Annotated in this window: 23 protein-coding genes and 1 pseudogene; 9 read left to right on the plus strand and 15 right to left on the minus strand. The window is 59.0% G+C overall.

Annotation, left to right across the window (positions count from 1 at the left end; genetic code table 11):
* Window positions 1-331: 331 nt before the first annotated feature.
* Complete coding sequence (gene tyrS / locus Q7W83_RS25425) at window positions 332-1,531, minus strand: tyrosine--tRNA ligase (RefSeq protein WP_150634768.1); 1,200 nt, start codon at window positions 1,529-1,531, stop codon at window positions 332-334.
* A 211-nt stretch (window positions 1,532-1,742) separates the two neighbouring features.
* Between tyrS and Q7W83_RS25430 the strand changes: the two genes are divergently transcribed.
* Together Q7W83_RS25430 and Q7W83_RS25435 are read left to right on the plus strand one after the other, a co-directional pair.
* Window positions 1,743-3,161, plus strand: a complete 1,419-nt coding sequence (locus Q7W83_RS25430; RefSeq protein ID WP_150634769.1) for a peptidoglycan DD-metalloendopeptidase family protein — start codon at window positions 1,743-1,745, stop codon at window positions 3,159-3,161.
* A 3-nt stretch (window positions 3,162-3,164) separates the two neighbouring features.
* Entirely contained in the window at window positions 3,165-4,256 is a 1,092-nt protein-coding gene (locus Q7W83_RS25435) for an anhydro-N-acetylmuramic acid kinase (protein ID WP_150634770.1), read from the plus strand.
* A gap of 73 nt (window positions 4,257-4,329) precedes the next feature.
* On the opposite strand, the gene erpA is transcribed toward Q7W83_RS25435, so the two are convergent.
* Together erpA and argC are read right to left on the minus strand one after the other, a co-directional pair.
* Window positions 4,330-4,680, minus strand: a complete 351-nt coding sequence (gene erpA / locus Q7W83_RS25440) for an iron-sulfur cluster insertion protein ErpA (RefSeq protein WP_007947969.1) — start codon at window positions 4,678-4,680, stop codon at window positions 4,330-4,332.
* Between the two features lie 168 nt (window positions 4,681-4,848).
* On the minus strand, window positions 4,849-5,883 hold the full coding sequence (gene argC / locus Q7W83_RS25445) for an N-acetyl-gamma-glutamyl-phosphate reductase (RefSeq protein WP_473657737.1): 1,035 nt from the start codon (window positions 5,881-5,883) through the stop codon (window positions 4,849-4,851).
* A gap of 135 nt (window positions 5,884-6,018) precedes the next feature.
* Between argC and hemJ the strand changes: the two genes are divergently transcribed.
* From hemJ to coq7, 6 genes are all read left to right on the plus strand, one after another.
* Entirely contained in the window at window positions 6,019-6,447 is a 429-nt protein-coding gene (gene hemJ / locus Q7W83_RS25450) for a protoporphyrinogen oxidase HemJ (RefSeq protein ID WP_150634772.1), read from the plus strand.
* A 33-nt stretch (window positions 6,448-6,480) separates the two neighbouring features.
* Window positions 6,481-7,449: an NAD(P)H-dependent flavin oxidoreductase gene (locus tag Q7W83_RS25455; RefSeq protein WP_150634773.1), complete on the plus strand. Its 969-nt coding sequence runs from the start codon at window positions 6,481-6,483 to the stop codon at window positions 7,447-7,449.
* A 92-nt stretch (window positions 7,450-7,541) separates the two neighbouring features.
* Window positions 7,542-8,519 carry a DUF805 domain-containing protein gene (locus tag Q7W83_RS25460; RefSeq protein ID WP_150634774.1) on the plus strand — a complete coding sequence of 326 codons (978 nt, stop codon included), beginning with the start codon at window positions 7,542-7,544 and terminating at the stop codon, window positions 8,517-8,519.
* Between the two features lie 62 nt (window positions 8,520-8,581).
* Window positions 8,582-9,370 carry an SDR family NAD(P)-dependent oxidoreductase gene (locus Q7W83_RS25465; protein ID WP_150634775.1) on the plus strand — a complete coding sequence of 263 codons (789 nt, stop codon included), beginning with the start codon at window positions 8,582-8,584 and terminating at the stop codon, window positions 9,368-9,370.
* Window positions 9,371-9,451: 81 nt separating this feature from the next.
* Window positions 9,452-9,790: a histidine triad nucleotide-binding protein gene (locus tag Q7W83_RS25470; RefSeq protein ID WP_008027110.1), complete on the plus strand. Its 339-nt coding sequence runs from the start codon at window positions 9,452-9,454 to the stop codon at window positions 9,788-9,790.
* Window positions 9,791-9,960: 170 nt separating this feature from the next.
* Window positions 9,961-10,608 (plus strand): 2-polyprenyl-3-methyl-6-methoxy-1,4-benzoquinone monooxygenase, encoded by a 648-nt coding sequence (coq7, locus tag Q7W83_RS25475; protein ID WP_150639148.1) that lies wholly within the window; start codon window positions 9,961-9,963, stop codon window positions 10,606-10,608.
* 97 nt (window positions 10,609-10,705) lie between these two features.
* Here the strand turns inward: coq7 and speD are convergent, their stop codons facing one another.
* Both speD and Q7W83_RS25485 read right to left on the minus strand, forming a co-directional pair.
* The gene (gene speD / locus Q7W83_RS25480; RefSeq protein WP_150634265.1) at window positions 10,706-11,500 is read right to left on the minus strand and encodes an adenosylmethionine decarboxylase; all 795 of its coding nucleotides are present in this window, start codon (window positions 11,498-11,500) and stop codon (window positions 10,706-10,708) included.
* Window positions 11,501-11,739: 239 nt separating this feature from the next.
* On the minus strand, window positions 11,740-12,162 hold the full coding sequence (locus Q7W83_RS25485) for an OsmC family protein (RefSeq protein ID WP_007941657.1): 423 nt from the start codon (window positions 12,160-12,162) through the stop codon (window positions 11,740-11,742).
* A gap of 231 nt (window positions 12,163-12,393) precedes the next feature.
* Here Q7W83_RS25485 and crp point away from each other — a divergent pair, with 231 nt between their 5' ends.
* Window positions 12,394-13,038, plus strand: coding sequence for a cAMP-activated global transcriptional regulator CRP (gene crp, locus Q7W83_RS25490; protein ID WP_008027103.1), 645 nt, complete (start codon window positions 12,394-12,396; stop codon window positions 13,036-13,038).
* On the opposite strand, the gene Q7W83_RS25495 is transcribed toward crp, so the two are convergent.
* From Q7W83_RS25495 to Q7W83_RS25540, 10 genes and pseudogenes are all read right to left on the minus strand, one after another.
* On the minus strand, window positions 13,035-13,736 hold the full coding sequence (locus Q7W83_RS25495; protein WP_473657746.1) for a lipoate--protein ligase family protein: 702 nt from the start codon (window positions 13,734-13,736) through the stop codon (window positions 13,035-13,037). The genes crp and Q7W83_RS25495 overlap by 4 nt on opposite strands.
* Window positions 13,737-13,832: 96 nt before the next feature.
* Window positions 13,833-14,669 carry an indole-3-glycerol phosphate synthase TrpC gene (gene trpC / locus Q7W83_RS25500; protein ID WP_473657750.1) on the minus strand — a complete coding sequence of 279 codons (837 nt, stop codon included), beginning with the start codon at window positions 14,667-14,669 and terminating at the stop codon, window positions 13,833-13,835.
* The gene (trpD, locus tag Q7W83_RS25505; protein ID WP_150639146.1) at window positions 14,666-15,715 is read right to left on the minus strand and encodes an anthranilate phosphoribosyltransferase; all 1,050 of its coding nucleotides are present in this window, start codon (window positions 15,713-15,715) and stop codon (window positions 14,666-14,668) included. Before trpD ends, trpC begins: the two co-directional genes overlap by 4 nt.
* A gap of 9 nt (window positions 15,716-15,724) precedes the next feature.
* Window positions 15,725-16,318 carry an aminodeoxychorismate/anthranilate synthase component II gene (locus Q7W83_RS25510; RefSeq protein WP_150634269.1) on the minus strand — a complete coding sequence of 198 codons (594 nt, stop codon included), beginning with the start codon at window positions 16,316-16,318 and terminating at the stop codon, window positions 15,725-15,727.
* Window positions 16,319-16,432: 114 nt separating this feature from the next.
* Window positions 16,433-17,914, minus strand: coding sequence for an anthranilate synthase component I (gene trpE, locus Q7W83_RS25515; RefSeq protein WP_150634270.1), 1,482 nt, complete (start codon window positions 17,912-17,914; stop codon window positions 16,433-16,435).
* 71 nt (window positions 17,915-17,985) lie between these two features.
* A pseudogene (locus tag Q7W83_RS25520) lies at window positions 17,986-18,803 on the minus strand (phosphoglycolate phosphatase).
* Window positions 18,800-19,474 carry a ribulose-phosphate 3-epimerase gene (gene rpe / locus Q7W83_RS25525; protein ID WP_059407370.1) on the minus strand — a complete coding sequence of 225 codons (675 nt, stop codon included), beginning with the start codon at window positions 19,472-19,474 and terminating at the stop codon, window positions 18,800-18,802. The pseudogene Q7W83_RS25520 and the gene rpe overlap by 4 nt, the downstream one beginning before the upstream one ends.
* Before the next feature lie 80 nt (window positions 19,475-19,554).
* Window positions 19,555-20,703 carry an iron-containing alcohol dehydrogenase gene (locus Q7W83_RS25530; RefSeq protein ID WP_150634272.1) on the minus strand — a complete coding sequence of 383 codons (1,149 nt, stop codon included), beginning with the start codon at window positions 20,701-20,703 and terminating at the stop codon, window positions 19,555-19,557.
* Between the two features lie 221 nt (window positions 20,704-20,924).
* Window positions 20,925-21,749 carry an ABC transporter permease gene (locus tag Q7W83_RS25535; protein ID WP_064119279.1) on the minus strand — a complete coding sequence of 275 codons (825 nt, stop codon included), beginning with the start codon at window positions 21,747-21,749 and terminating at the stop codon, window positions 20,925-20,927.
* 13 nt (window positions 21,750-21,762) lie between these two features.
* On the minus strand, window positions 21,763-23,010 hold the full coding sequence (locus Q7W83_RS25540; RefSeq protein ID WP_150634273.1) for an ABC transporter permease: 1,248 nt from the start codon (window positions 23,008-23,010) through the stop codon (window positions 21,763-21,765).
* Between the last annotated feature and the right edge of the window lie 8 nt (window positions 23,011-23,018).

The raw sequence follows: 23,018 nt of genomic DNA on the forward strand, positions 1-23,018 counted from the left end.
CTCTCGTTAGCGGGAGGCGAATTCTACAGCGTTACTCGCTGCTGTCAACACCTCTTTTTCTCCGCTTTCGACCGAGAAGATCGAACCGTCAATTGAGCGACAACACACTGCTCAACCAACTCCTTCTGGGCTTCGATGACCTGAAGCAACTCGCTGCCGAAAACTGCGTAACTCTTTGTTTACCAAGGAGTTTTCCGTTTCGACTGCNAAGCAACTCGCTGTCGAAAACTGCGTAACTCTTTGTTTACCAAGGAGTTTTCCGTTTCGACTGCACCGGAAGTGGGGAGAATTATAGACTTCCAGAATCTGCCGTCAACACCTAATTCCAGCTTTATTCGGATTTAAGCGAAATACGTGCAAATGCCTTCTTTCCAGCTTGGCAAACGTGAGTCGCACCCAGTACGTATATAAAGGTGCGATCCACAACCTCACCATCTATACGCACACCGCCAGAATTCAACAAATCACGCGCCACCGCCGAGTTCTTCACCAGACCCGCCTTATTAAGGACGGCAGCGATCGGCATATCTTCGGTAGCGGTCAATTCGATTTCCGGCAGATCGTCCGGCAGCTCGCCATCCTTCATACGATTGCCCGCAGCACGATGAGCACTGGCCGCAGCCTCTTCACCATGGAAGCGTGCAACGATCTCTTCGGCCAGCTTGATCTTGATGTCGCGCGGATTGGCACCTGCCTCAACATCGGCGCGGAATGCATTGATCTCTTCCATCGAACGGAAACTGAGCAATTCGAAGTAACGCCACATCAGCGCATCCGGAATGGAAACCAGTTTGCCGTACATCACACCCGGCGCTTCCTGGATGCCGACGTAGTTGCCCAGGGACTTGGACATCTTCTTCACGCCATCCAGACCCTCGAGCAACGGCATGGTCAGAATGCACTGTGCTTCCTGACCATAACCACGTTGCAGCTCACGCCCCATCAACAGGTTGAACTTCTGATCGGTACCGCCTAGTTCGACATCCGCGCGCAAGGCAACCGAGTCGTAACCCTGAACCAGCGGATAGAGGAACTCATGAATGGCGATTGGCTGATTCGTCGTATAGCGCTTGTCGAAATCGTCGCGCTCGAGCATGCGAGCAACGGTGTACTGCGAAGTCAGGCGAATGAAGTCGGCCGGCCCCATCTGATCCATCCAGGTGGAGTTGAACGCCACCTCGGTTTTGGCCGGATCAAGAATCTTGAAGACCTGGGTCTTGTAGGTTTCGGCGTTTTCGAGAACCTGTTCGCGAGTCAACGGAGGGCGAGTTGCACTCTTACCGCTCGGATCACCGATCATCCCGGTGAAGTCACCGATGAGAAAGATCACCTGATGCCCCAGCTCCTGGAACTGGCGCAGCTTATTAATAAGCACGGTGTGACCCAGGTGCAAATCCGGCGCGGTCGGATCGAAGCCTGCCTTAATACGTAGCGGCTGGCCACGCTTGAGCTTCTCGATCAGCTCGGACTCGACCAACAGTTCTTCCGCACCACGTTTGATCAGCGCTAGCTGCTCTTCAACCGACTTCATAACAGACCCGCAAGGCTCGAATTCAAAGGGAACCAACCATACAAGATCACGCGTCAAATACAAAGTTTGGCCGGCGCAATGACGCCAATCCGCTGGCAGAGTGTCTGCGGACTTGCTTCAGGGATGATTTGGTTATATTTTATACAGTTATTTCATCTTCATCATGTCATTCATCTTTTCCAATTCATCTTTTTCAAAGTCAAAATTACCTATGACCAAAGAATCGTCTAAAGCGCCACCGCTTTACCCGAAGACCCACCTGCTCGCAGCAAGTGGCATCGCCGCCCTTCTGAGCCTGGCGCTTCTGGTATTTCCTTCCAGTGATGTAGAAGCCAAAAAGACGACCCTGAGTCTTGAACTGGAAAGCCCTGCTGAACAACTGACACAAGATCAAGACGCCGCCGACGCCGCCCAAGCCACAAATGAGCCGGCAACCTCCCCTTTTGCGCAGATCGAAAACAGCGCCGAAGAGCCCCAGCAAACCGCTCAGGCTGCACCCGCGCCGATTGTCGAAGAAAAGAAGGCACCCAACCACAGGGAAGTGATCGTCGCCAAAGGCGACACGCTTTCTACCCTGTTCGAGAAAGTCGGCCTTCCGGCGACTTCGGTGCATGAAGTGCTGGCCAGCGACAAGCAGGCCAAGCAATTCAGCCAACTCAAACATGGCCAGAAACTCGAATTCGAACTGAACCCCGAAGGCCAGCTGACCAACCTGCACAGCAAGGTCAGCGACCTCGAAAGCATCACCCTGACCAAGAATGACAAGGGTTATGTGTTCAACCGCATTACCGCCAAGCCTACCGTGCGCTCTGCCTACGTTCACGGCGTGATCAACAGCTCGCTGTCGCAGTCCGCCGCGCGTGCCGGCCTGTCCCACAGTCTGACCATGGACATGGCCAGCGTGTTTGGCTATGACGTCGACTTCGCCCAGGATATTCGCCAGGGTGACGAGTTCGACGTGATCTACGAACAGAAAGTCGTCAACGGCAAGGCCGTCGGCAACGGCCCGATCCTCTCCGCACGCTTCACCAACCGCGGCAAGACCTACACCGCCGTGCGCTACACCAACAAACAAGGCAACAGCAGCTATTACACTGCTGACGGCAACAGCATGCGCAAGGCGTTTATCCGTACGCCGGTGGACTTCGCCCGCATCAGTTCGAAATTCTCCATGGGTCGCAAGCACCCGATCCTGAACAAGATCCGCGCTCACAAAGGCGTCGATTACGCAGCTCCGCGCGGCACGCCAATCAAGGCGGCCGGCGATGGCAAAGTATTGTTGGCCGGTCGTCGCGGGGGCTACGGCAATACCGTGATCATCCAGCACGGCAACACCTACCGTACGCTGTATGGCCACATGCAAGGTTTCGCCAAAGGCGTGCGGACCGGCGGCACCGTCAAGCAGGGCCAAGTGATCGGTTACATCGGCACAACCGGCCTGTCCACGGGACCGCATCTGCACTACGAGTTCCAGGTCAATGGTGTGCACGTCGATCCACTGGGTCAGAAGGTGGCAATGGCCGATCCAATTTCCAAAGCAGAACGGGCACGGTTCCTCGCGCAGAGTCAGCCTCTGATGGCGCGCATGGACCAAGAGAAATCCACCCAACTGGCTTCGAGCAAGCGCTAAACCATGACGCTCTATATAGGTGTGATGTCCGGAACCAGTCTCGATGGCCTGGATATCGCGCTGGTCGAGCTGAACCCGGCGATCAAACTGATCGCCACGCATTACATCCCCATGCCCGATTCCCTGCGCACCGAGTTGCTTGGCTTGTGCGCCAGCGGCCCGGACGAGATTGCCCGCTCAGCCATCGCCCAGCAAAACTGGGTGAAACTGGCGGCGCGGGGTATTCACACCCTTCTTGATCAACAAAACCTGAAACCCGAAGACATTCGCGCAATTGGCAGCCATGGCCAGACCATTCGCCACGAACCGGCGCGTGGTTTCACGGTGCAGATCGGTAACCCTGCCCTGCTGACCGAATTGGCCGGCATCACCGTGGTCAGCGATTTCCGCAGTCGCGACGTTGCGGCAGGCGGACAAGGCGCACCATTGGTTCCAGCGTTTCACGAAGCGCTGTTTGAAGAACAGGCGGGCAACCGTGCGGTATTGAACGTCGGCGGTTTCAGCAACCTCAGCCTGATCGAAGCCGGCAAGCCAGTAGCCGGTTTCGACTGTGGCCCCGGAAACGTGCTGCTGGACGCGTGGATTCATCAGCAACGCGGCGAAAACTTTGATCGTGACGGCCAATGGGCTGGCAGCGGAAAAGTCGAACCTGTTCTGCTGAAAGCGCTACTCAGTGATCCGTTCTTCGTGACCAAGGGCCCGAAGAGCACCGGTCGCGAAGTGTTCAATCTGCCATGGCTGACACAGCATCTTTCGAATTTGCCGACCTTCGCCGCCGAAGACGTGCAAGCAACACTGCTCGAGCTGACCGCACTGACCATCGTCGAGTCACTGCAAAGCGCTCAAGCGGATACCCAAGAGTTGCTGGTCTGCGGTGGCGGTGCACACAACGCCACGCTGATGAAGCGCTTGGCCAGCCTGCTGCCAAACGCTAACGTCAGCAGCACCGCCACTCACGGCGTAGACCCGGACTGGGTCGAAGCCATGGCCTTCGCCTGGCTGGCCCATTGCTGCCTGGAAGGCATTGCGGCCAATCGCCCAAGCGTCACTGGCGCCCGCGGCTTGCGCGTACTCGGCGCCATCTACCCGGCCTGAAACCGAACCCCGGACAGCAAAACGCCGCATGACCCCAAGGTCATGCGGCGTTTGCTCATACGGTGAAACGCGATCAGATCGAGAACGAAGAGCCACAGCCACACGTGGTGCTGGCGTTCGGGTTCTTGATGACAAAACGCGAACCTTCCAGACCCTCCTGATAATCCACCTCGGCGCCTGCCAGGTACTGGAAGCTCATCGGATCGACGACCAGACTCACACCTTCGCGCTCGACGATGGTGTCGTCATCGGCCACTTCTTCATCGAAGGTGAAGCCGTACTGAAAACCTGAACAACCGCCGCCCGTAACGAATACGCGCAGCTTCAAGCGATCATTCCCCTCTTCATCGACCAGACTCTTCACCTTGTGCGCGGCACCGTGAGTGAATTGCAAAGCCGTGGGGGTGAAGGATTCGACGCTCATGCTGACTATCTCCCGGCGTTACGCCGCCATAATGCGTGATGACGCGCATTATCCGCTTCTCCTAGAAAATCGGTCAACTATTGTTACGGTATATCAATAAACCCGATTGCCGGTGCGAAACGCAAAAAGGCCCGTTCAACGGGCCTTTTTGCTGAGCGGGCTAAAGCCTTACGGCAGCATGCCGGCGTGCGACAAGCCCAGACGCTCATCCAGACCGAACAGGATGTTCAGATTCTGCACCGCCTGACCCGACGCACCTTTGACCAGGTTATCGATGACTGACAACACAACCACCAGATCACCGTCCTGCGGACGATGCACGGCGAGACGGCAGACGTTGGCGCCGCGCACGCTGCGGGTTTCCGGATGGCTGCCTGCCGGCATCACATCAACGAACGGTTCATTGGCATAACGCTTTTCAAACAGCGCCTGCAGATCCACCGAACGATCCACGACCGTCGCATAGAGCGTCGAGTGAATGCCGCGAATCATAGGCGTCAGGTGTGGAACGAAGGTCAGGCCGACCTCCTGTCCTGCTGCACGACGCAGCCCCTGGCGAATTTCCGGCAAGTGACGATGACCTTTGACGGCGTAGGCCTTCATGCTTTCCGACGTCTCGGAGTACAGCGAACCTACGGCAGCGCCACGACCGGCACCGCTGACACCGGATTTGCAGTCAGCGATCAAGCGCGAGGTATCGGCCAGGCCGGCTTCGAGCAATGGCAGAAAACCCAATTGCGTTGCGGTAGGGTAGCAACCCGGCACGGCGATCAGGCGAGCCTTTTTGATCTGCTCGCGATTGACTTCCGGCAAGCCGTAGACTGCTTCATCCAGCAGTTCCGGCGCGCCGTGAGGCTGGCCGTACCACTTGGCCCACTCATCGGCATCTTGCAGACGGAAGTCCGCCGACAGGTCGATGACCTTGGTCCCGGCCGCCAGCAGTTCACCGGCCAGCGCGTGGGCGACACCGTGAGGCGTGGCGAAGAACACCACGTCGCAAGCACCCAGCGTCTTGATGTCCGGAACGCTGAACGCCAGGCCGTCGTAATGGCCGCGCAGGTTCGGGTACATATCAGCCACGGCCAGACCGGCCTCGGATCGGGAAGTGATCACTACCACTTCTGCTTGCGGATGCTGTGCCAACAGACGCAGCAGTTCGACACCGGTGTAACCCGTGCCGCCGACGATACCGACCTTGACCATAAACCTGCCCTCAACGAACCCACTGGAAAGCCGTCGATAATAGGGCCCGTATCGCCCTGCGACAACCGTCAAGGTGACGTGCGGACGCTCTACCCTCTACTATCTTCGCTACCGTGAACCTGGGAATAACTAAAAATGCTTTATCTGTGGCTCAAAGCGCTTCATATCATCAGCATGGTCTGCTGGTTTGCCGGCCTGTTTTACCTGCCGCGCCTGTTCGTCTATCACGCCCAAAGCGAAGACACTGTCAGCAAGGAACGCTTCAGCCTCATGGAACGCAAGCTGTATCGCGGCATCATGGGCCCGGCGATGATCGCCACGCTGATTTTTGGTATTGCACTGATTGCGCTGAACCCAAGCATATTCAGTCAAGGCGCCTGGATTCACGCCAAATTGACGCTGGTGGTCATCCTGATCGGCTACCACCACATGTGCGGCGCACAGGTGAAACGTTTTGCCCGTGGCGAGAACACCCGCAGCCATGTCTTTTTTCGCTGGTTCAATGAAGTGCCGGTTCTGATATTGCTGGCTATCGTAATTCTGGTCGTCGTTCGGCCGTTTTAACTTCAATCAGCACCACTCACCGGGGTACTTCCAATGTCGCTGCCCGCTTTGCTCGAACAACGTTTGCGTCTGCCCGTGGTGGCAGCGCCGATGTTCCTGATTTCCAACCCGCAACTGGTGCTCGCCTGCTGCCGTAACGGCGTGGTGGGCAGCTTCCCCGCGCTGAACCAGCGTGAGAGCAGCGGCTTCAAGGCCTGGCTGGAAGAGATCGAAGCAGGGCTGGCGACACTGGAGAACCCGGCGCCTTATGCAGTGAATCTGATCGTCCACAACAGTAACCCGCGCCTGCAAGCGGACCTGGACATCTGTATCGAGCACAAGGTGCCGATTGTGATTACCAGCCTTGGCGCCGTGAAAGAACTGGTCGATGCGGTGCACAGCTATGGCGGCCTGGTGTTCCATGACGTAACCACTCGACGTCACGCAGAGAAAGCAGCGGAGGCTGGCGTGGATGGTTTGATCGCCGTGGCCGCGGGCGCCGGTGGACACGCGGGCACCTGGAGCCCGTTTTCGCTGATTGCCGAAATCCGCCAGTTCTTCGACAAAACGCTGCTGCTCGCCGGCTGCCTGAACCACGGTCACGAGATACTCGCGGCACAATTGCTCGGTGCGGATCTGGCCTACTTCGGTACGCGATTTATCGGCACCGCTGAAAGTCATGCGCCAGACGCCTACAAAGAGATGCTGCTGAACGCCAGAGCGGCCGACATCATCCATACGCCGGCGGTGTCGGGCGTACCGGCGAGCTTTATGCGCCAGAGCCTGGAAGCGGCCGGTTTCGACATGGCAGCGTTGCAAAACAAGGGCGAAGTCAATTTCGGCTCCAAGCTCAAGCCGTTGAGCGATGAAGCGAAGGCCTGGAAAACCGTGTGGTCCGCCGGCCAGGGTGTCGGAGAGATCGACGATTTGCCGAGCGTGGATCAATTGGTTGCACGTCTGGACACTGAATACCGCAAGGCGCTGGAGCAGGCAGCACAACTGCCGACACGCTGGCCGCGCTAGCAGGAAATTTGGCCAGTCATCATCGACTGGCCTTACACTCCGGACTTGCAACTCTCTAACTATTCAAACACTCGCGACAAGGATGCCTCGCAATGAGCGACAACCGTTTCAAGATCGTATTCGACGGCGCTCTGCTGCCAGGTGTCGAGATCGCCACTGCCAAACTCAATCTGGCGGAGTTGTACAAAAGCGAAGTGGCCGCCATCGAACGGCTGTTCAACGGCCAGACGGTCACGCTCAAGCAAGGCCTGTCGCAGACCGACGCGCAAACCTACCTCCAGGCACTGACGAAAACCGGCATTGATGCCCGCATCGAAGCCGAACCCTCGATTGAACTGAACCTGGCCGACGCCCAGCACCACGCCCCTGCCAGCAGCCAACCCGTGTTCGCAGACCCTGAGTCGCCTTATGCACCACCTCAAGCCAGAGTCGGCGAAAGCCTGCCGCCGTTCGGCACGCTCAAGCCTTTCGGCGTCGAGGGACGCATCGGTCGTTTGCGCTATCTGGCCTGGACCATGGTGCTGACGCTGGTCATGCTCGGCGTCGGGTCGGTCTTGGCCATTTTCGCCATCGCCCTGATCAGCAGCGATTCGACCGCTGGCCTGATTGTCGGAGGCCTGGTGGTATTTTTCCTGTGCATCGCCATCGCAGTCGTCAGCATTCAGATCAGCGTTCAACGGCTGCACGATATTGGCTGGTCCGGCTGGCTCTGGTTGCTGAATCTCGTGCCATTCGTGGGCAGTTTCTTTCCGTTCGTGATCATGTGCGTGCCAGGCACCAACATCGCCAATCGCTACGGCCCTCCACCACCGCCGAACACCACGGCGGTCAAAGTGCTGTCTTCGCTGTGGATCGTGGTGATTGCCCTCGGCCTTGTTGGTCTGTTGGCGGGTGGCTTCAGTGCGATCCAGCAAGAGTACGAAACCGCTGCCGAAACCAGCTATGACAGCGGCTCGGTAACCACCGACGAAGTGGAAGTCGAGCCCGCCGAAGAGGCGGAACAAGTACCGGATTCCACAGACGATGAAGCCGAAGAAGCCCCGGCCCCTGTAGACTCTGCGAAAGAATGAACAGCGCTCCCCGCCCGTGACACCTGCGTCGCCGGCGCGGAGCTGTTGCGATGGAGAACTGCATGACCCGTTACGCTCTGATCACTGGCGCCTCCAGTGGCATCGGCTTGGCGATGGCCGAAGCGCTGGCCCGCCGTGGCCGCAGCCTGATTCTGGTGGCACGACAGCGTGATCAGCTGGAAAGTATTGCAATTGAACTGACCCAACGCTTTGGTGTGGAAGTGTTGTTCCGCGCCTGCGACCTCGGCGAGCCTCTGCGCCTGTCCGGGTTTCTGCTGGAACTGGAAGAAGGTGACCGGCAGATCGACCTGCTGGTGAACTGCGCCGGCATCGGCACCTGCGGCCCATTCCTCGCGCAGGACTGGATGACCGAGCAAGACCTGATCGAAGTGAACATTCTGGCCCTGACTCGCCTGTGCCACGCCATCGGCAACAGCATGGCCTTGCAGGGTGGCGGGCAGATTCTGAACGTCGCGTCTGTCGCAGCGTTCCATCCCGGCCCGTGGATGAGCACTTACTACGCCAGCAAAGCCTATGTGCTGCACTTTTCCGAAGGGTTGCGCGTCGAACTGAAGAAATGCGCAGTCAAGGTTTCCGTACTCTGCCCCGGCCCGACCCGCACCGCGTTTTTCCGCACTGCCCAGCTGAACAGCGACAAACTGGTCCAGAGCAAACTGTTGATGAGCCCCGAGGAAGTCGCGCTGTATACAGTGAGGGCACTGGAAAAAAATCGCGCCATTATTATTCCGGGCCGGCTGAACCGATGGTTCGCTTTCCTGCCACGGCTCGGCTCACGCTGGTTGATCAGGACCCTCACCGGCATGGTCAACAAGGCCTATTGCCCGCGTTGATCAAGCTTCAAGGCAAAAGGCTGGGCTCGGGGATCCCCCATGAGTACACTCAGGCCAGACCAAATAACGGAGAAAACAGCTGTGGATACTCTGTTCACCAAAATCATCAACCGGGAAATCCCGGCGAAGATCATTTACGAGGACGACCAGGTACTGGCCTTCCACGACATCGCCCCACAGGCACCGGTGCATTTTCTGGTGATCCCGAAGAAACCGGTGCGCACCCTCAACGACCTCACCGAGGACGACAAGGCATTGGCCGGGCATATCCTGTTCACTGCCCAGCGCCTGGCACTGGAACTGGGTTGCGAAAAAGGCTTTCGCGTTGTCATGAACTGCAATGAAGAAGGTGGGCAAACTGTTTACCACATTCATATGCACGTACTGGGTCAGCGCCAGATGCATTGGCCGCCGGGTTGATTCATACCCCGCCCCTGCAGGAACCCGGCTTGCCGGCGATGGCGTCATCGAGACCGCCACCGCCGGCAAGCCGGCTCCTGCACATGCAACCTGCGTCGCAATGACCCAGCGCAAACCTTCCCCGGCCGATTGGGTTAAACTGGCCGCCGAGATTCCTCCCGGAGATCAGCATGACTACCCAACGTCACTACTCGCCGATTGACCGCCTTCTGCTGCAAGCCGATGCCGCGATGCGTACCCTGCTGCCGTTCAGTGGCCAGCCGTACCGTCCGTCTCCCGCGATTGTGCAGCCGGAAGCGCAAATGAGCGACGAAGACACCCGGCACGTCGCCGGTCTGATGCGCATCAACCACACCGGCGAAGTCTGCGCCCAGGCGCTGTATCAGGGGCAGGCCCTGACCGCCAAGTTGCCGCACGTGCGCGCCGCCATGGAACATGCCGCCGAAGAAGAAATCGACCACCTTGTCTGGTGCGAGCAACGCATCAAGCAGTTGGGCAGCCATACCAGCATTCTCAACCCGCTGTTCTATGGCATGTCGTTCGGGATTGGCGCGGTGGCCGGGTTGATCAGCGACAAGGTCAGCCTGGGGTTCGTGGCTGCTACCGAGCATCAGGTGTGCAAGCACTTGAACGAGCACCTTGAACAGTTGCCGGCCGAGGACGAAAAGTCCCGGGCGATTCTTGAACAGATGCGGACTGATGAAGAACACCATGCCGAAAGCGCGCTGGAGGCCGGGGGCTTTCGTTTTCCGGCACCGGTGAAGTTCGGAATGAGCTTGATGGCCAAGGTCATGACCAAGAGTACTTATCGGATCTGATTTCAGTTTTTTTGCCGGAGCGAGCTTGCTTCTACAAGGGCAAGACATAAAAAAGGCGACTACCGTGAGGTAGTCGCCTTTTTTGTGTTCGAAAATCTTAGGTCGGCATGTTGCGCGCGTAGAAGATTTCGAGCATTTCGTGTTTCACACGGTCGGTCACTTGAGCACGTTGCTCAGAGGACAGGTTGTTGGTCGCGTCGCCGAACAGGTAGTTATCCAGTTCGAAGTTCTTCAACAGCATTTTGGTGTGGAACAGGTTTTCCTGGTACACGTTCACGTCGGTCATCTGGTACGCGTCGCGGGTGTCGTCGGAGAGGTAGTTCTGAATCGAGTTGATCTCGTGATCGATGAAGTGCTTGTTGCCTTCGACGTCACGGGTGAAACCGCGCACGCGATAATCCACGGTCACGATGTCCGAATCGAACTGGTGAATCAGGAAATTGAGCGCTTTAAGCGGTGAAATGACGCCACAGGTCGACACGTCAATGTCCACACGGAAAGTTGCAATACCGGCGTCCGGATGGATTTCCGGGTAGGTGTGCACCGTGATGTGGCTTTTGTCGAGGTGGGCCAGGATGATTTCGGGCAACGGGCCTGGCGACTCTTCGATCTGGCTGTCGGTCGGGGTCACCGGCTCTTCAGAGATCAGAATCGTGACGCTGGCGCCCTGTGGGTCGTAGTCCTGACTGGCAATGTTCAGGATGTTGGCACCAATGATATCGACAACTTCTGTGAGGATCTGCGTCAGGCGTTTCGCGTTGTACTCTTCATTGATGTACTCGACGTAAGCCTGCTGGTCTTGCGGGGTTTCCGCGTAGCAGATGTCATAGATGTTGAAGCTCAAGGTCTTTGTCAGGTTATTGAACCCGTGGAGCTTGAGTTTGCTTTTCACCGTTAAAAACTCTCTATGTATTGCGGCCCGGGCCGCGTGATCAAGCATGCCCGTCAGATGCGAACGACGCACCTGCGTAGGACGGTTAACACCTCTTCGCGATGGCGATTTTGGTTGTCTGTTCGGGCGAGCGGCCGGTCGGCTGACGGACCACTACCCTGAAAAAAGTGGCGCATTATGCAGACGTCAGCTTGGGATCGCCAGAGTCTGCACTGCTTTTATGATAGTTGAATGTCGATTCAACCGAGTTCGATGATTTCGTAGTCGTGGGTAATCGCAACACCGGCCGCGCCGAGCATGATCGACGCCGAGCAATACTTCTCGGCAGACAGCTCGATGGCGCGTTTGACCTGGGCTTCTTTCAGCCCGCGGCCCTTGACCACAAAGTGCATGTGAATCTTGGTGAAGACCTTCGGGTCCTCGGTCGCACGTTCGGCTTCAAGGAAAGCTTCGCAGCTCTCGACGGCCTGACGGGACTTCTTGAGGATGCTGACCACGTCGAAATTGCTGCAACCGCCGACGCCCAGCAGGAGCATTTCCATCGGCCGGACACCCAGGTTACGACCACCGGCATCGGGTGGACCGTCCATGACCACGACATGACCGCTACCGGATTCGCCGAGGAACATGGCTTCGCCAGCCCATTGGATGCGTGCCTTCATCGCCAAGACTCCACTGTCTAAAAAAGGGTCGCCAGCTTAGCACAGGGCTCTGGATTGACAGCGCTCGCCGTCCTAGGACGATAGCCTTCTGCGTTGTAGGTAAAATCTCGAATATTGCAGGAAGTGTCTGTTAAGCTGGCGCCAATTCGCTGGCGCATAGCCAGCTTTGTAGCAACCTCAGCGCCTCATAAAAAAACCAAACACACCGTGCAGTCTTTTCGGGATACAACCATGGTTGCTATTGCCCCTACCCCCAAAATCAAGAACCTCGACAAGCTGTTGATGCATTGCCAACGCCGTCGTTATGCGGCCAAGAGCAATATCATTTGCGCCGGCGACCGCTCGGAGACGCTGTTCTTCATTATCAAAGGCTCGGTCACCATCCTGATCGAGGATGACGACGGCCGTGAAATGATCATCGCCTATCTGAACTCCGGAGACTTTTTCGGCGAGCTGGGTCTGTTTGAACAGGCTGGCCTGGAACAAGAGCGCAGCGCCTGGGTGCGGGCCAAGATCGAGTGCGAAGTAGCGGAAATCAGCTACGCGAAGTTCCGCGAATTGTCCCAACAAGACCCGGACATTCTTTACGTACTCAGCGGACAAATCGCACAGCGCCTGCGCAACACCACGCGCAAAGTCGGCGACCTCGCCTTCTTCGACGTGACTGGCCGCGTTGCCCGTTGCCTGCTGGAATTGTGCAAACAGCCCGATGCGATGACCCACCCTGATGGCATGCAGATCAAGGTGACACGTCAGGAAATCGGGCGAATTGTCGGGTGTTCCCGCGAGATGGTTGGCCGCGTACTCAAGGATCTCGAGGAACGCAACCTGGTCGACGTCAAAGGCAAGACCATGGTGGTCTTCGGTACGCGCTAAACCTTGAACATGTCTGCCAGCAACTGGCGATAGAGCGCGTCGAGCCGCCCCAGTGCGTCCGGCGCAGCAAACTTCTCATGGAGCGCGATGTGGCTCTCGGCGCGGACACGCTGCTCCAGGCCGCAGGCCTCATTGAAGCGATTGACCGCCGCGACCATCGATTCGCGCTCGTTATCCAGCAACAACGCACCGTGCACCAGGCCGACCGGACGCGTGCCGCCCTTGCTCTGGCGCCAGCGCTGAGCGGTGCCGACCATCTTGCGTCCATCGAGGTTGACGTTGAAACGTCCGTCGCAGAACGCGCCGTCCACTTCACCCAGGGACGAAACGCCACCCAGTTCATCCAGTAACTGGCAGATCGGATCGCAGAGTCGACGGTAAGCGCTTTCGATGCGGTTCTGGTCACCCTCGCTGCGCGGCGGGGCGTAGACCAAAGCGATGTTGATGGTTGAAGCCGATTGCGGCACCGGCTCGCCACCGGTTTCGCGCAACAGTACTGGCCAGCCTGCGGCGGCAGATACTTCGCACGCGGCTTCGAAACCAGGCAGGCGATTCAAGCGGCGCGGCATGACCAGTGCCCGATCACTGGGTTGCCAGAACAACAGACCGAATTCTGAGTCGCCGGTGCAGACTGAGGCCAGCAAATCCTGTTCGGCTTGCAGGCCTGCTTCTACAGTCAGAGAGATTGGTTGGGGCATGGACGACTCCGTAAGACCTGACGTCTTTGGGGTACTTGATGGCCTCTTCGCGGGCAAGCCCGCTCCCACAGGGGATCGGGCGCCTGCAAAAATGTCTCAGTCGAGGGTCGAGCCGCTGACCGCAACACCACGCTCAGGGAAGAACAGACGCTGAAGCTCGGTGCCCGGGCTTTCGGCGCGCATGAACGCTTCGCCCACCAGGAACGCATACACGTCGCTGATTTCCATCAGTTCGACATCGGCCCGATTGAGGATGCCGCTCTCAGTGATCACCAAACGATCGCGCGGAATCTGTGGCAACAGGTCCAGGGTGGTTTCGAGGCTGACGTCAAAGGTGTGCAGGTTGCGGTTGTTCACGCCGACCAGCGGCGTGTCGAGGGTTTTCAAGGCCCGGTCCAGTTCGTCGCCGTCATGGACTTCCACCAACACGTCGAGGCCAACGCTTTTTGCCACCGCTGCCAGCTCGGCCATCTTCACGTCGTCCAGTGCGGAGACGATCAACAGCACGCAGTCGGCGCCCAACGCACGAGCCTCGACGATCTGATACGGATCAATCATGAAATCCTTGCGGATCACCGGCAGTTTGCACGCCGCCCTGGCCTGTTGCAGATACGCATCAGCGCCCTGGAAGTAATCGATATCGGTCAACACTGACAGACAGGTCGCGCCGCCCTTCTCGTAGCTGCGGGCGATATCGGCAGGAACGAAGTTCTCGCGAATCACACCTTTGCTAGGCGAAGCTTTCTTGATTTCAGCAATGACCGCAGGCTGCTTGAGCTTGGCCTGCGTCAACAATGCCTTGGCAAAACCACGGGGTGCATCGGCCGCCTTGGCCAGACTTTCCAGCTCCGCCAGACTCACACGAGCGCTACGCTCGGCGACTTCCTGGACTTTGCGCGCCAGAATGTTTTCCAGAACCGTCGGTACACTCATCCCTCATTCTCCACTTTGAATACCGCGGTAAATGCACCCAACTCCTCAAGTTTTTCCCGGGCGAGGCCTGTGTGCAGCGCATCGTGCGCCAGGGCAACACCTTCTTTCAAACTGGTCGCCAGGTCGGCGGCGTATAGCGCAGCACCGGCATTGAGCACGATCATCTCGGCAGCTTTCTGACCGCTCTCGGTCTTGCGCTTGCCCAAGGCATCGCGAATCAGCTCGAGCGAAGCGGCCGGGCTTTCCACCGCCAGGCCGTGCAGGCTCTGGCTCTTCATGCCCAAATCTTCCGGCTCGACCCAATACTCGGTGATCTGGTCATTCTTCAATTCCGCCACGAAGGTCGGCGCCGCCAGACTGAACTCGTCCAGGCCATCCTTCGAGTGCACCACCAGCACGTGCTTGCTGCCCAAACGCTGCAAGACCTCGGCCAACGGCCGGCACAGCGCCTGGCTGAATACGCCCACCACCTGATGTTTCACGCCGGCCGGATTCGTAAGCGGGCCGAGCATGTTGAACAGGGTGCGCAAACCCAGATCCTTGCGCGGACCGGCGGCGTGCTTCATGGCACTGTGATGGGTCTGGGCAAACATGAAGCCGATGCCGACGTTGTCGATGCAACGCGCCACCTGAACGGGGGTCAGGTTCAGGTAGATGCCCGCCGCTTCCAGCAGATCGGCACTACCGCTTTTACCCGACACCGCACGGTTACCGTGCTTGGCCACGGTGCAACCGGCCGCGGCCACCACGAACGAAGAAGCCGTCGAAACGTTGAAAATGTTGGCCCCGTCACCGCCGGTGCCGACCACATCGACGACGCCGTCGAGGGTCTTGAGTTCGACCTTGTCCGCCAGCTCGCGCATGACCGACACGGCGCCGACGATCTCGTCGATGCTTTCGCTCTTCATGCGCATGGCCATCATGAACGCGCCGATCTGCGCGTCCGTGCACTGCCCGGTCATGATTTCGCGCATCACATCGCGCATTTCATCAGTGCTGAGGTCGAGGTGGTCGACGATACGGCCCAGGGCTGTCTTGATATTCATGGAAAGTCCTTAGCGCGTGCCGCCGGTTTGTTTGAGGAAGTTGGCGAACAGCTCGTGGCCCTGTTCAGTCAGGATAGACTCAGGGTGGAACTGCACACCTTCAATGTTCAACGTCTTGTGGCGCAGGCCCATGATCTCGTCGACAGAGCCGTCTTCAAGCTGGGTCCAGGCGGTCAGCTCCAGGCAGTCCGGCAAGGTTTCGCGCTTGACGATCAGCGAGTGATAACGGGTGACGGTCAGCGGATGGTTCAGGCCTTCGAAGACACCTTTGTCTTCATGAAACACCGGGCTGGTCTTGCCGTGCATCACCTGCCGGGCGCGAACCACATCGCCGCCGAAGGCCTGGCCAATGGACTGATGGCCCAGGCACACACCCAGGATCGGCAATTTGCCGCCAAAATGTTTGATCACATCAATCGATACGCCCGCTTCCGTCGGCGTGCAAGGGCCGGGAGAAACGACGATCCGCTCAGGGTTGAGGGCTTCGATTTCGGCGATGGTGAGCTCGTCGTTGCGCACGACTTTGACCTCGGCCCCGAGCTCACCGAGGTATTGCACAACGTTGTAAGTAAAAGAGTCGTAGTTATCGATCATCAGCAACATGGCTTGAGAACCTCTTGAATTCACTGACTATAAAGACTGCCTTCGAATGAATGACCCGCAGCGTCCAGCGCTTTGTCAGGCAAAGCGACATGGCATACGGGGCACGTTCTTCAGTCAGCTTTCCGGGGTTTGTTCAGCCAGGGCGACTGCGCGGAACATGGCACGACGCTTGTTCAGGGTTTCTTCCCATTCCAGCGCCGGCACCGAGTCGGCAACGATGCCGCCACCGGCCTGCACGTGCAGTTCGCCGTTCTTGATCACGGCGGTGCGGATCGCAATCGCCGTGTCCATGTTGCCGTTCCAGGCGAAGTAACCGACCGCGCCGCCGTAGACGCCGCGCTTGACCGGCTCCAGTTCGTCGATGATTTCCATCGCACGAATCTTCGGCGCGCCGGACAAGGTGCCCGCCGGCAGGATTGCCCGTAATGCGTCCATCGCCGTCAGCCCGGCCTTTAATTGCCCGGTGACGTTGGAAACAATGTGCATCACGTTGGAATAACGCTCGATGACCATCTTCTCGGTGAGTTTCACCGAACCGATTTCCGAGACGCGACCGGTGTCGTTACGACCCAGGTCGATCAGCATCAAGTGCTCGGCGATTTCCTTGTCATCGGAGAGCAGGTCTTTTTCCAGTGCCAGATCGGCTTCTTCGTTGGCCCCGCGCGGGCGCGTGCCGGCAATCGGGCGCACGGTGATCAGGTTGTCTTCGACCCGCACCAGCACTTCCGGCGAACTGCCGACCACATGGAAGTCGCCGAAGTTGAAGAAGTACATGTAAGGCGTCGGGTTAAAGCAACGCAGCGCCCGGTACAGATCAATCGGCGCAGCCTTGAAGTCGATCGACATGCGCTGGGACGGCACGACCTGCATGCAGTCACCGGCGAGGATGTATTCCTTGATGGTGTCGACGGCTTTTTCGTAATCGTCCTGGGTGAAACTGGAGCGGAACACCGGGTCAGCCGATTGTTGCTTGCTGAAGTCCAGGCCACGGCGCGGAGTGATCGGCTGACGGAGTTTCTCCAGCAGCTCTTCCAGGCGCGCCTGACCTTGCTCGAAGGCGTCTTCCTGCGACGGGTCGGCCAAAACGATGGCGTGCATCTTGCCGGCGAGGTTGTCGAACACCACCACCGCATCGGACACCATCAGCAGAATGTCCGGCACGCCCAGTGGGTCCGGGTTCGGGCACTTGCCCAGTCGCTTTTCCACATAGCGCACGCAGTCGTAACCGAAGTAACCCACCAGGCCACCGTTGAAGCGCGGCAGGCCGGGGATGGTCGGAACGTTGTAGCGAGCCTTGAACTCTTCAACGAAAGTCAGCGGATCTTCCGCCTCGTGGCTTTCGATCTCGACGCCGTCGTGGGTCACGCTGACGTGATGGTCATGAACCCGCAGCACGGTGCGGCACGGCAGGCCGATGATCGAGTAGCGGCCCCACTTCTCCCCGCCCTGCACCGATTCGAGCAGGTAGGAATTGGGTTCGTCAGCCAGTTTCAGGTAGATCGACAGTGGCGTGTCGAAGTCGGCCAGGGTTTCGCAGGCAAGCGGGATGCGGTTATAGCCGGCAGCGGCCAAACGCAGGAATTCTTCGCGGATCATGGAGTAGCCTCGTGGCTTGAGGTGCTAACAGTCAGGTATGCAAACGCGCCGGCAGACCGGCCAGGAACAAGTCAGGCGCGCCAACGCCAGCGGGCCAGGGCCTTGATGACTTTCATCCAGAGTTTGCGAGTGACCACCACGATGGCGTTTCCAGAAGGGGGTTGAACAGCGTCGGCCAACGTTATCTCAGCGGCCGGATCCAGGCAACCGGGAATTAGCTTGCGCAGGTCGTCGATAACCAGCGCCGGCGACTCTTCGGCAATCGGCCGGCCATGGTTGTAGCCGTAACTGAGCGCCACACATTTGACCCCCGCAGCTTTCGCCGCCAGCACATCGCTGCGCGAGTCACCGACGAACAACGTTTGCGACGCCGGAATGTTGGCCATTTTCATCACGAAAAACAGCGCGGCCGGGTCGGGTTTCTTCTGCGGCAGGGTGTCGCCGCCGATGATCCATTTGAAATAGCGGCCGATCTTCATCTGATCCAGCAACGGCGCGACAAAGCGCTCCGGCTTGTTGGTGATCAGCGCCATCTCCACGCCTTGCTTGTTCAGCCACTTGAGGGTGTCACGTACGCCCGGATAAACCACCGTCAGGTCGTGACCGTCCTCGTAAAAGCCGTTGAACAATTCCAGCGCATGCTCGGCTTCGACCTCATCGACACCCTCGCCATCAATGTGATTGGCCAGGGCCCGACGCACCAGCATCTGCACGCGTTACCGACCCAGTCACGCACCGATTCGATGCCGACAGGCTGACGCCCGAGTTTGAGCAGCATGTTATCCACCGCCGCGGCGAGGTCAGGGACCGAATCGACCAGCGTACCGTCCAGATCGAACATCACCAGCCGTGGCAAACGCCCCGGGAACAGCTGCTCAAAGCCACTCATGGGCGGGCCAGCGCCAGCTCGGCGCGCATCTTCTCGATCACTTCCTGGTAGTTCGGCGCATTGAAGATCGCCGAGCCGGCCACGAAGGTGTCGGCGCCAGCCGCTGCGATTTCACGGATGTTGTTCACGTTCACGCCGCCGTCGATTTCCAGGCGGATGTCACGACCCGAGGCATCGATCAATGCGCGAGCTTCACGCAGCTTGTCGAGGGTGCCAGGGATGAACTTCTGCCCGCCGAAGCCCGGGTTGACGCTCATGAGCAGGATCATGTCGACCTTGTCCATCACGTACTTGAGCACGTCCAGCGGAGTCGCCGGGTTGAACACCAGGCCCGATTTGCAGCCGCCCTCGCGGATCAGTTGCAGGGAGCGGTCGACGTGCTGCGTGGCTTCCGGGTGGAAGGTAATGTAGGTCGCACCGGCTTCGATGAAGTCGCCAACGATGCGATCCACCGGGCTGACCATCAAGTGCGCGTCGATCGGCGCGGTCACGCCGTACTTGCGCAGTGCGGCGCAGACCATCGGGCCGATGGTCAGGTTCGGCACGTAGTGGTTGTCCATGACATCGAAGTGCACGAAGTCGGCGCCGGCGGCCAGAACGTTGTCCACTTCTTCACCCAGGCGGGCGAAGTCGGCGGAGAGAATCGACGGAGCAATTACGAAGGGCTGCATGACGCACCTTTTCTGAGCAGAATCACGATGGCGCGCATTGTATACCTCATGCTTTGACGCGCGCACCGTAAGGACGATGATCAGTAGGCTGCGCGGTAGATCTTCTCGATATCAATCGCACTCAGTTTGCGTGGATTGTTGCGCATCAAGCGCTCAATTCCTGCGGCCTCCACGGCCATGGCCGGGATCGCCTCCTCGGGAACGCCGAAACTGCGCAGGCCTGGCGGAATTTCTACCGCCGCGCACAATTCGGTCATTGCCTCCACGGCTTTGTCGGCCGCTTCATTGGCGCTCAGATGAGCGGTCTTCACCCCCATGGCTTCGGCAATATCCTGCATACGCTCGACGCAGGCCATCTTGTTCCAGCTCATGACATACGGCAGCAACAAGGCGTTGCTGACGCCGTGGGCAATATTGAAACGACCGCCCAGCGGATACGCCAGCGCATGCACCGCGCCGACCCCGGCATTGCCGAACGCCATGCCGGCCATCAGGCTGGCAGTGGCCATGTCTTCGCGCGCCTGCAGGTTGGAGGGGTTGGCGTAGGCCTTGGGTAACGCTTGGGTGATCAACTTGATCGCGCCGATGGCCAGCGCGTCGGTAATGGCTGAAGCATTGAGGGACAAATAAGACTCGATGGCATGCACCAGCGCATCGACGCCACTGGCGGCGGTAACGCTGCGCGGGCACGTCAGGGTCATTTGCGGGCTGACCAGTGCCACGTCCGGCAACAGATAGTCGCTGACGATGCCCTTTTTCAGCTGCGCAACCTTGTCGGAAAGGATCGCGACGTTGGTCACTTCCGAGCCGGTGCCGGCGGTGGTCGGGATGGCGATCAGCGGCGGGCCTTTGCGCGGCACCTGGTCGATGCCGAACAGATCCTCCAGCGCGCCGTGGTAACCGGCATAAGCGGCAACACTTTTGGCGATGTCGATCGCACTGCCGCCACCCAGGCCGATCAGCCCGTCGTGCCCGCCTTCGCGATAAACCCGCATGCAGTCTTCGACGATGGCGATTTCCGGATCGGGCAGCACACGGTCGAAAATCTCGTAGCTTCGGTCCCCCAGCTGCGCGAGCGCCAGTTCTACCGTACCGGACTTGACCAGCGCGGCGTCGGTGACGATCAGCGGGTTGTCGATGTCCAGGCGCGTGAGTTCGGCGGACAGTTGCTCGATGGCAGCCGCGCCGGTGATCAGTTTGTGGGCGATTTTGAAAGAGGAAAGACTCATCGTGCGCAGCCTCTTATAGATAGGGGAGCTGGGCACAATAGTAGCTGGGGATTCGGGTTTGTCTGCTATTCAGGGTGTGAATGACCAACGATCCCGAAACCACCACAAAACAACTGTGGGAGCGAGCCTGCTCGCGATGGCGGTGTGTCAGTCAACATCAATGTTGAATGTCAGGTCGCAATCGCCAGCAGGCTCGCTCCCACAGGGGATGGTGTGAGCCGTCAGACTTGGGCGGTGCGCAATTTCTCGCTGCGGCCACGCAGCCATTCCAGGGTCAGCAGCAGAATCACCGAGAAGGCGATCAGCAGTGTCGCCGCAGCGGCAATCGTCGGGCTGAGGTTTTCGCGGATGCCGCTGAACATTTGCCGAGGCAAGGTCGCTTGCTCGGGACCGGCGAGGAACAACGTCACCACCACTTCATCGAACGAGGTCGCGAAGGCAAACAGTGCCCCGGAAATCACACCCGGAGCAATCAGCGGCAGGGTCACGCGACGGAACGCCGTCAGCGGCGAAGCCCCGAGACTGGCAGCCGCACGCACCAGATTGTGGTTAAACCCCTGCAACGTCGCCGACACGGTAATGATCACAAACGGCACGCCCAACACCGCGTGCACCACGATCAGTGAGAAGAAGCTGTTGCCCAGACCCAACGGGGCGAAGAACAAGTAACTCGCCACCCCGATGATCACCACCGGCACCACCATCGGCGAAATCACCAGTGCCATCACCAGCGCCTTGCCCGGGAAGTCGCCGCGGGTCAGACCAATCGCCGCCAGCGTGCCGAAAATCATCGCCAGCACGGTCGCCGCCGGGGCGACGATGATGCTGTTCTTCAGTGCGCGCATCCATTCAGCCGAGGCGAAGAAGTCCTGATACCAGTGCAGCGAAAAGCCTTGCAGCGGGTACACCAGGAAACTGCCCGAGTTGAACGACAGCGGAATGATCACCAGCACCGGCAGAATCAGGAACAACAAAATCAAGCCGCAGAGAATCCGCAAGCTGTAGAACCACACCCGTTCGATGGGCGACATATAAGGACTCAGCATTTCGATTCTCCCCTTAGCTCAGGCGCAGGCGGCTGGCGCCCACCAGCCAGCTGTAAATCAGATAAAGCACCACGGTCGCCAACAGCAGCAGCCCACCGAGTGCGGTCGCCATGCCCCAGTTGATGCTGGTGTTGGTGTAGAAGGCGACGAAGTAACTGACCATCTGATCGTTCGGGCTGCCCAGCAAGGCCGGGGTGATGTAGTAGCCGATGGCGAGGATGAACACCAACAGGCAACCGGCGCCGACACCGGCATAAGTCTGCGGGAAGTACACCCGCCAGAAACTGGCGAACGGGTGGCAGCCGAGGGAAATCGCGGCGCGCATGTAGGTCGGCGAGATGCCTTTCATCACGCTGTAGATCGGCAGGATCATGAACGGCAGCAGGATATGCACCATCGAGATGTAGACCCCGGTGCGGTTGAACACCAGTTCCAGCGGTTTATCGATGATGCCCATGGCCATCAGGCCGCTGTTGATCAGCCCGCCCGATTGCAGCAACACGATCCACGCGGCGACGCGCACCAGAATCGAGGTCCAGAACGGCAACAGCACCAGGATCATCAGCAGGTTGCTTTGACGCGATGGCAGGTTCGCCAACAGGTAGGCCAATGGATAGGCGAGTACCAGGCAAATGGCGGTGATGACCAGGCCCATCCAGAAGGTCCGGGCGAAGATGTCGAGGTAGATCGCCTGGTCGGGCGTCGCCGGGGCGATTTCGCCGAGGTCGTCGATGCGGTGATCGACCGCTGCCAGCAGGTAGTACGGCGTGATGTTGCTGGTGTTGCGGCGCACCGCTTGCCAGTAGGCCGGGTCGCCCCAGCGTTCGTCGAGACCTTCCAGCGCTTCTTTATAAGAGGCCGGTTCAGCGGCGAACGGCAAGGCGCGGGCGGTTTTGGTCAGCAGGCTGCGGTAGCCGGCCAACTCCATGTTCAAGCGCTTGGACAGATCGCCCAGGGTCTGATTCTTGCGCGCTTCAGCGAGGTCTTCGCTGGCCGCTTTGTAAACCGGTTCAGCGGGCAGGCCACGGCCGTCCCAACTGGCGATGGCCGCCACGGTGCGCGGCATGCCGCCGACCACTTCCGGGTTACCAACGCTTTTGTAGAGCAGCGCCACGATGGGCACCAGGAACACCAGCAACAGAAACAGCACCAATGGCGCGATCAAGGCCTGGGCCTTCCAGCGGTTGATCCGCTCGGCGTGCTTGAGCCGCTGCTTCAAGGTGGGGTCAGTGCCCGCGTTCAGGGGAATGGCGGTGGCCATGGCGTACT

The sequence above is a fragment of the Pseudomonas sp. 300 genome, assembly GCF_055803035.1.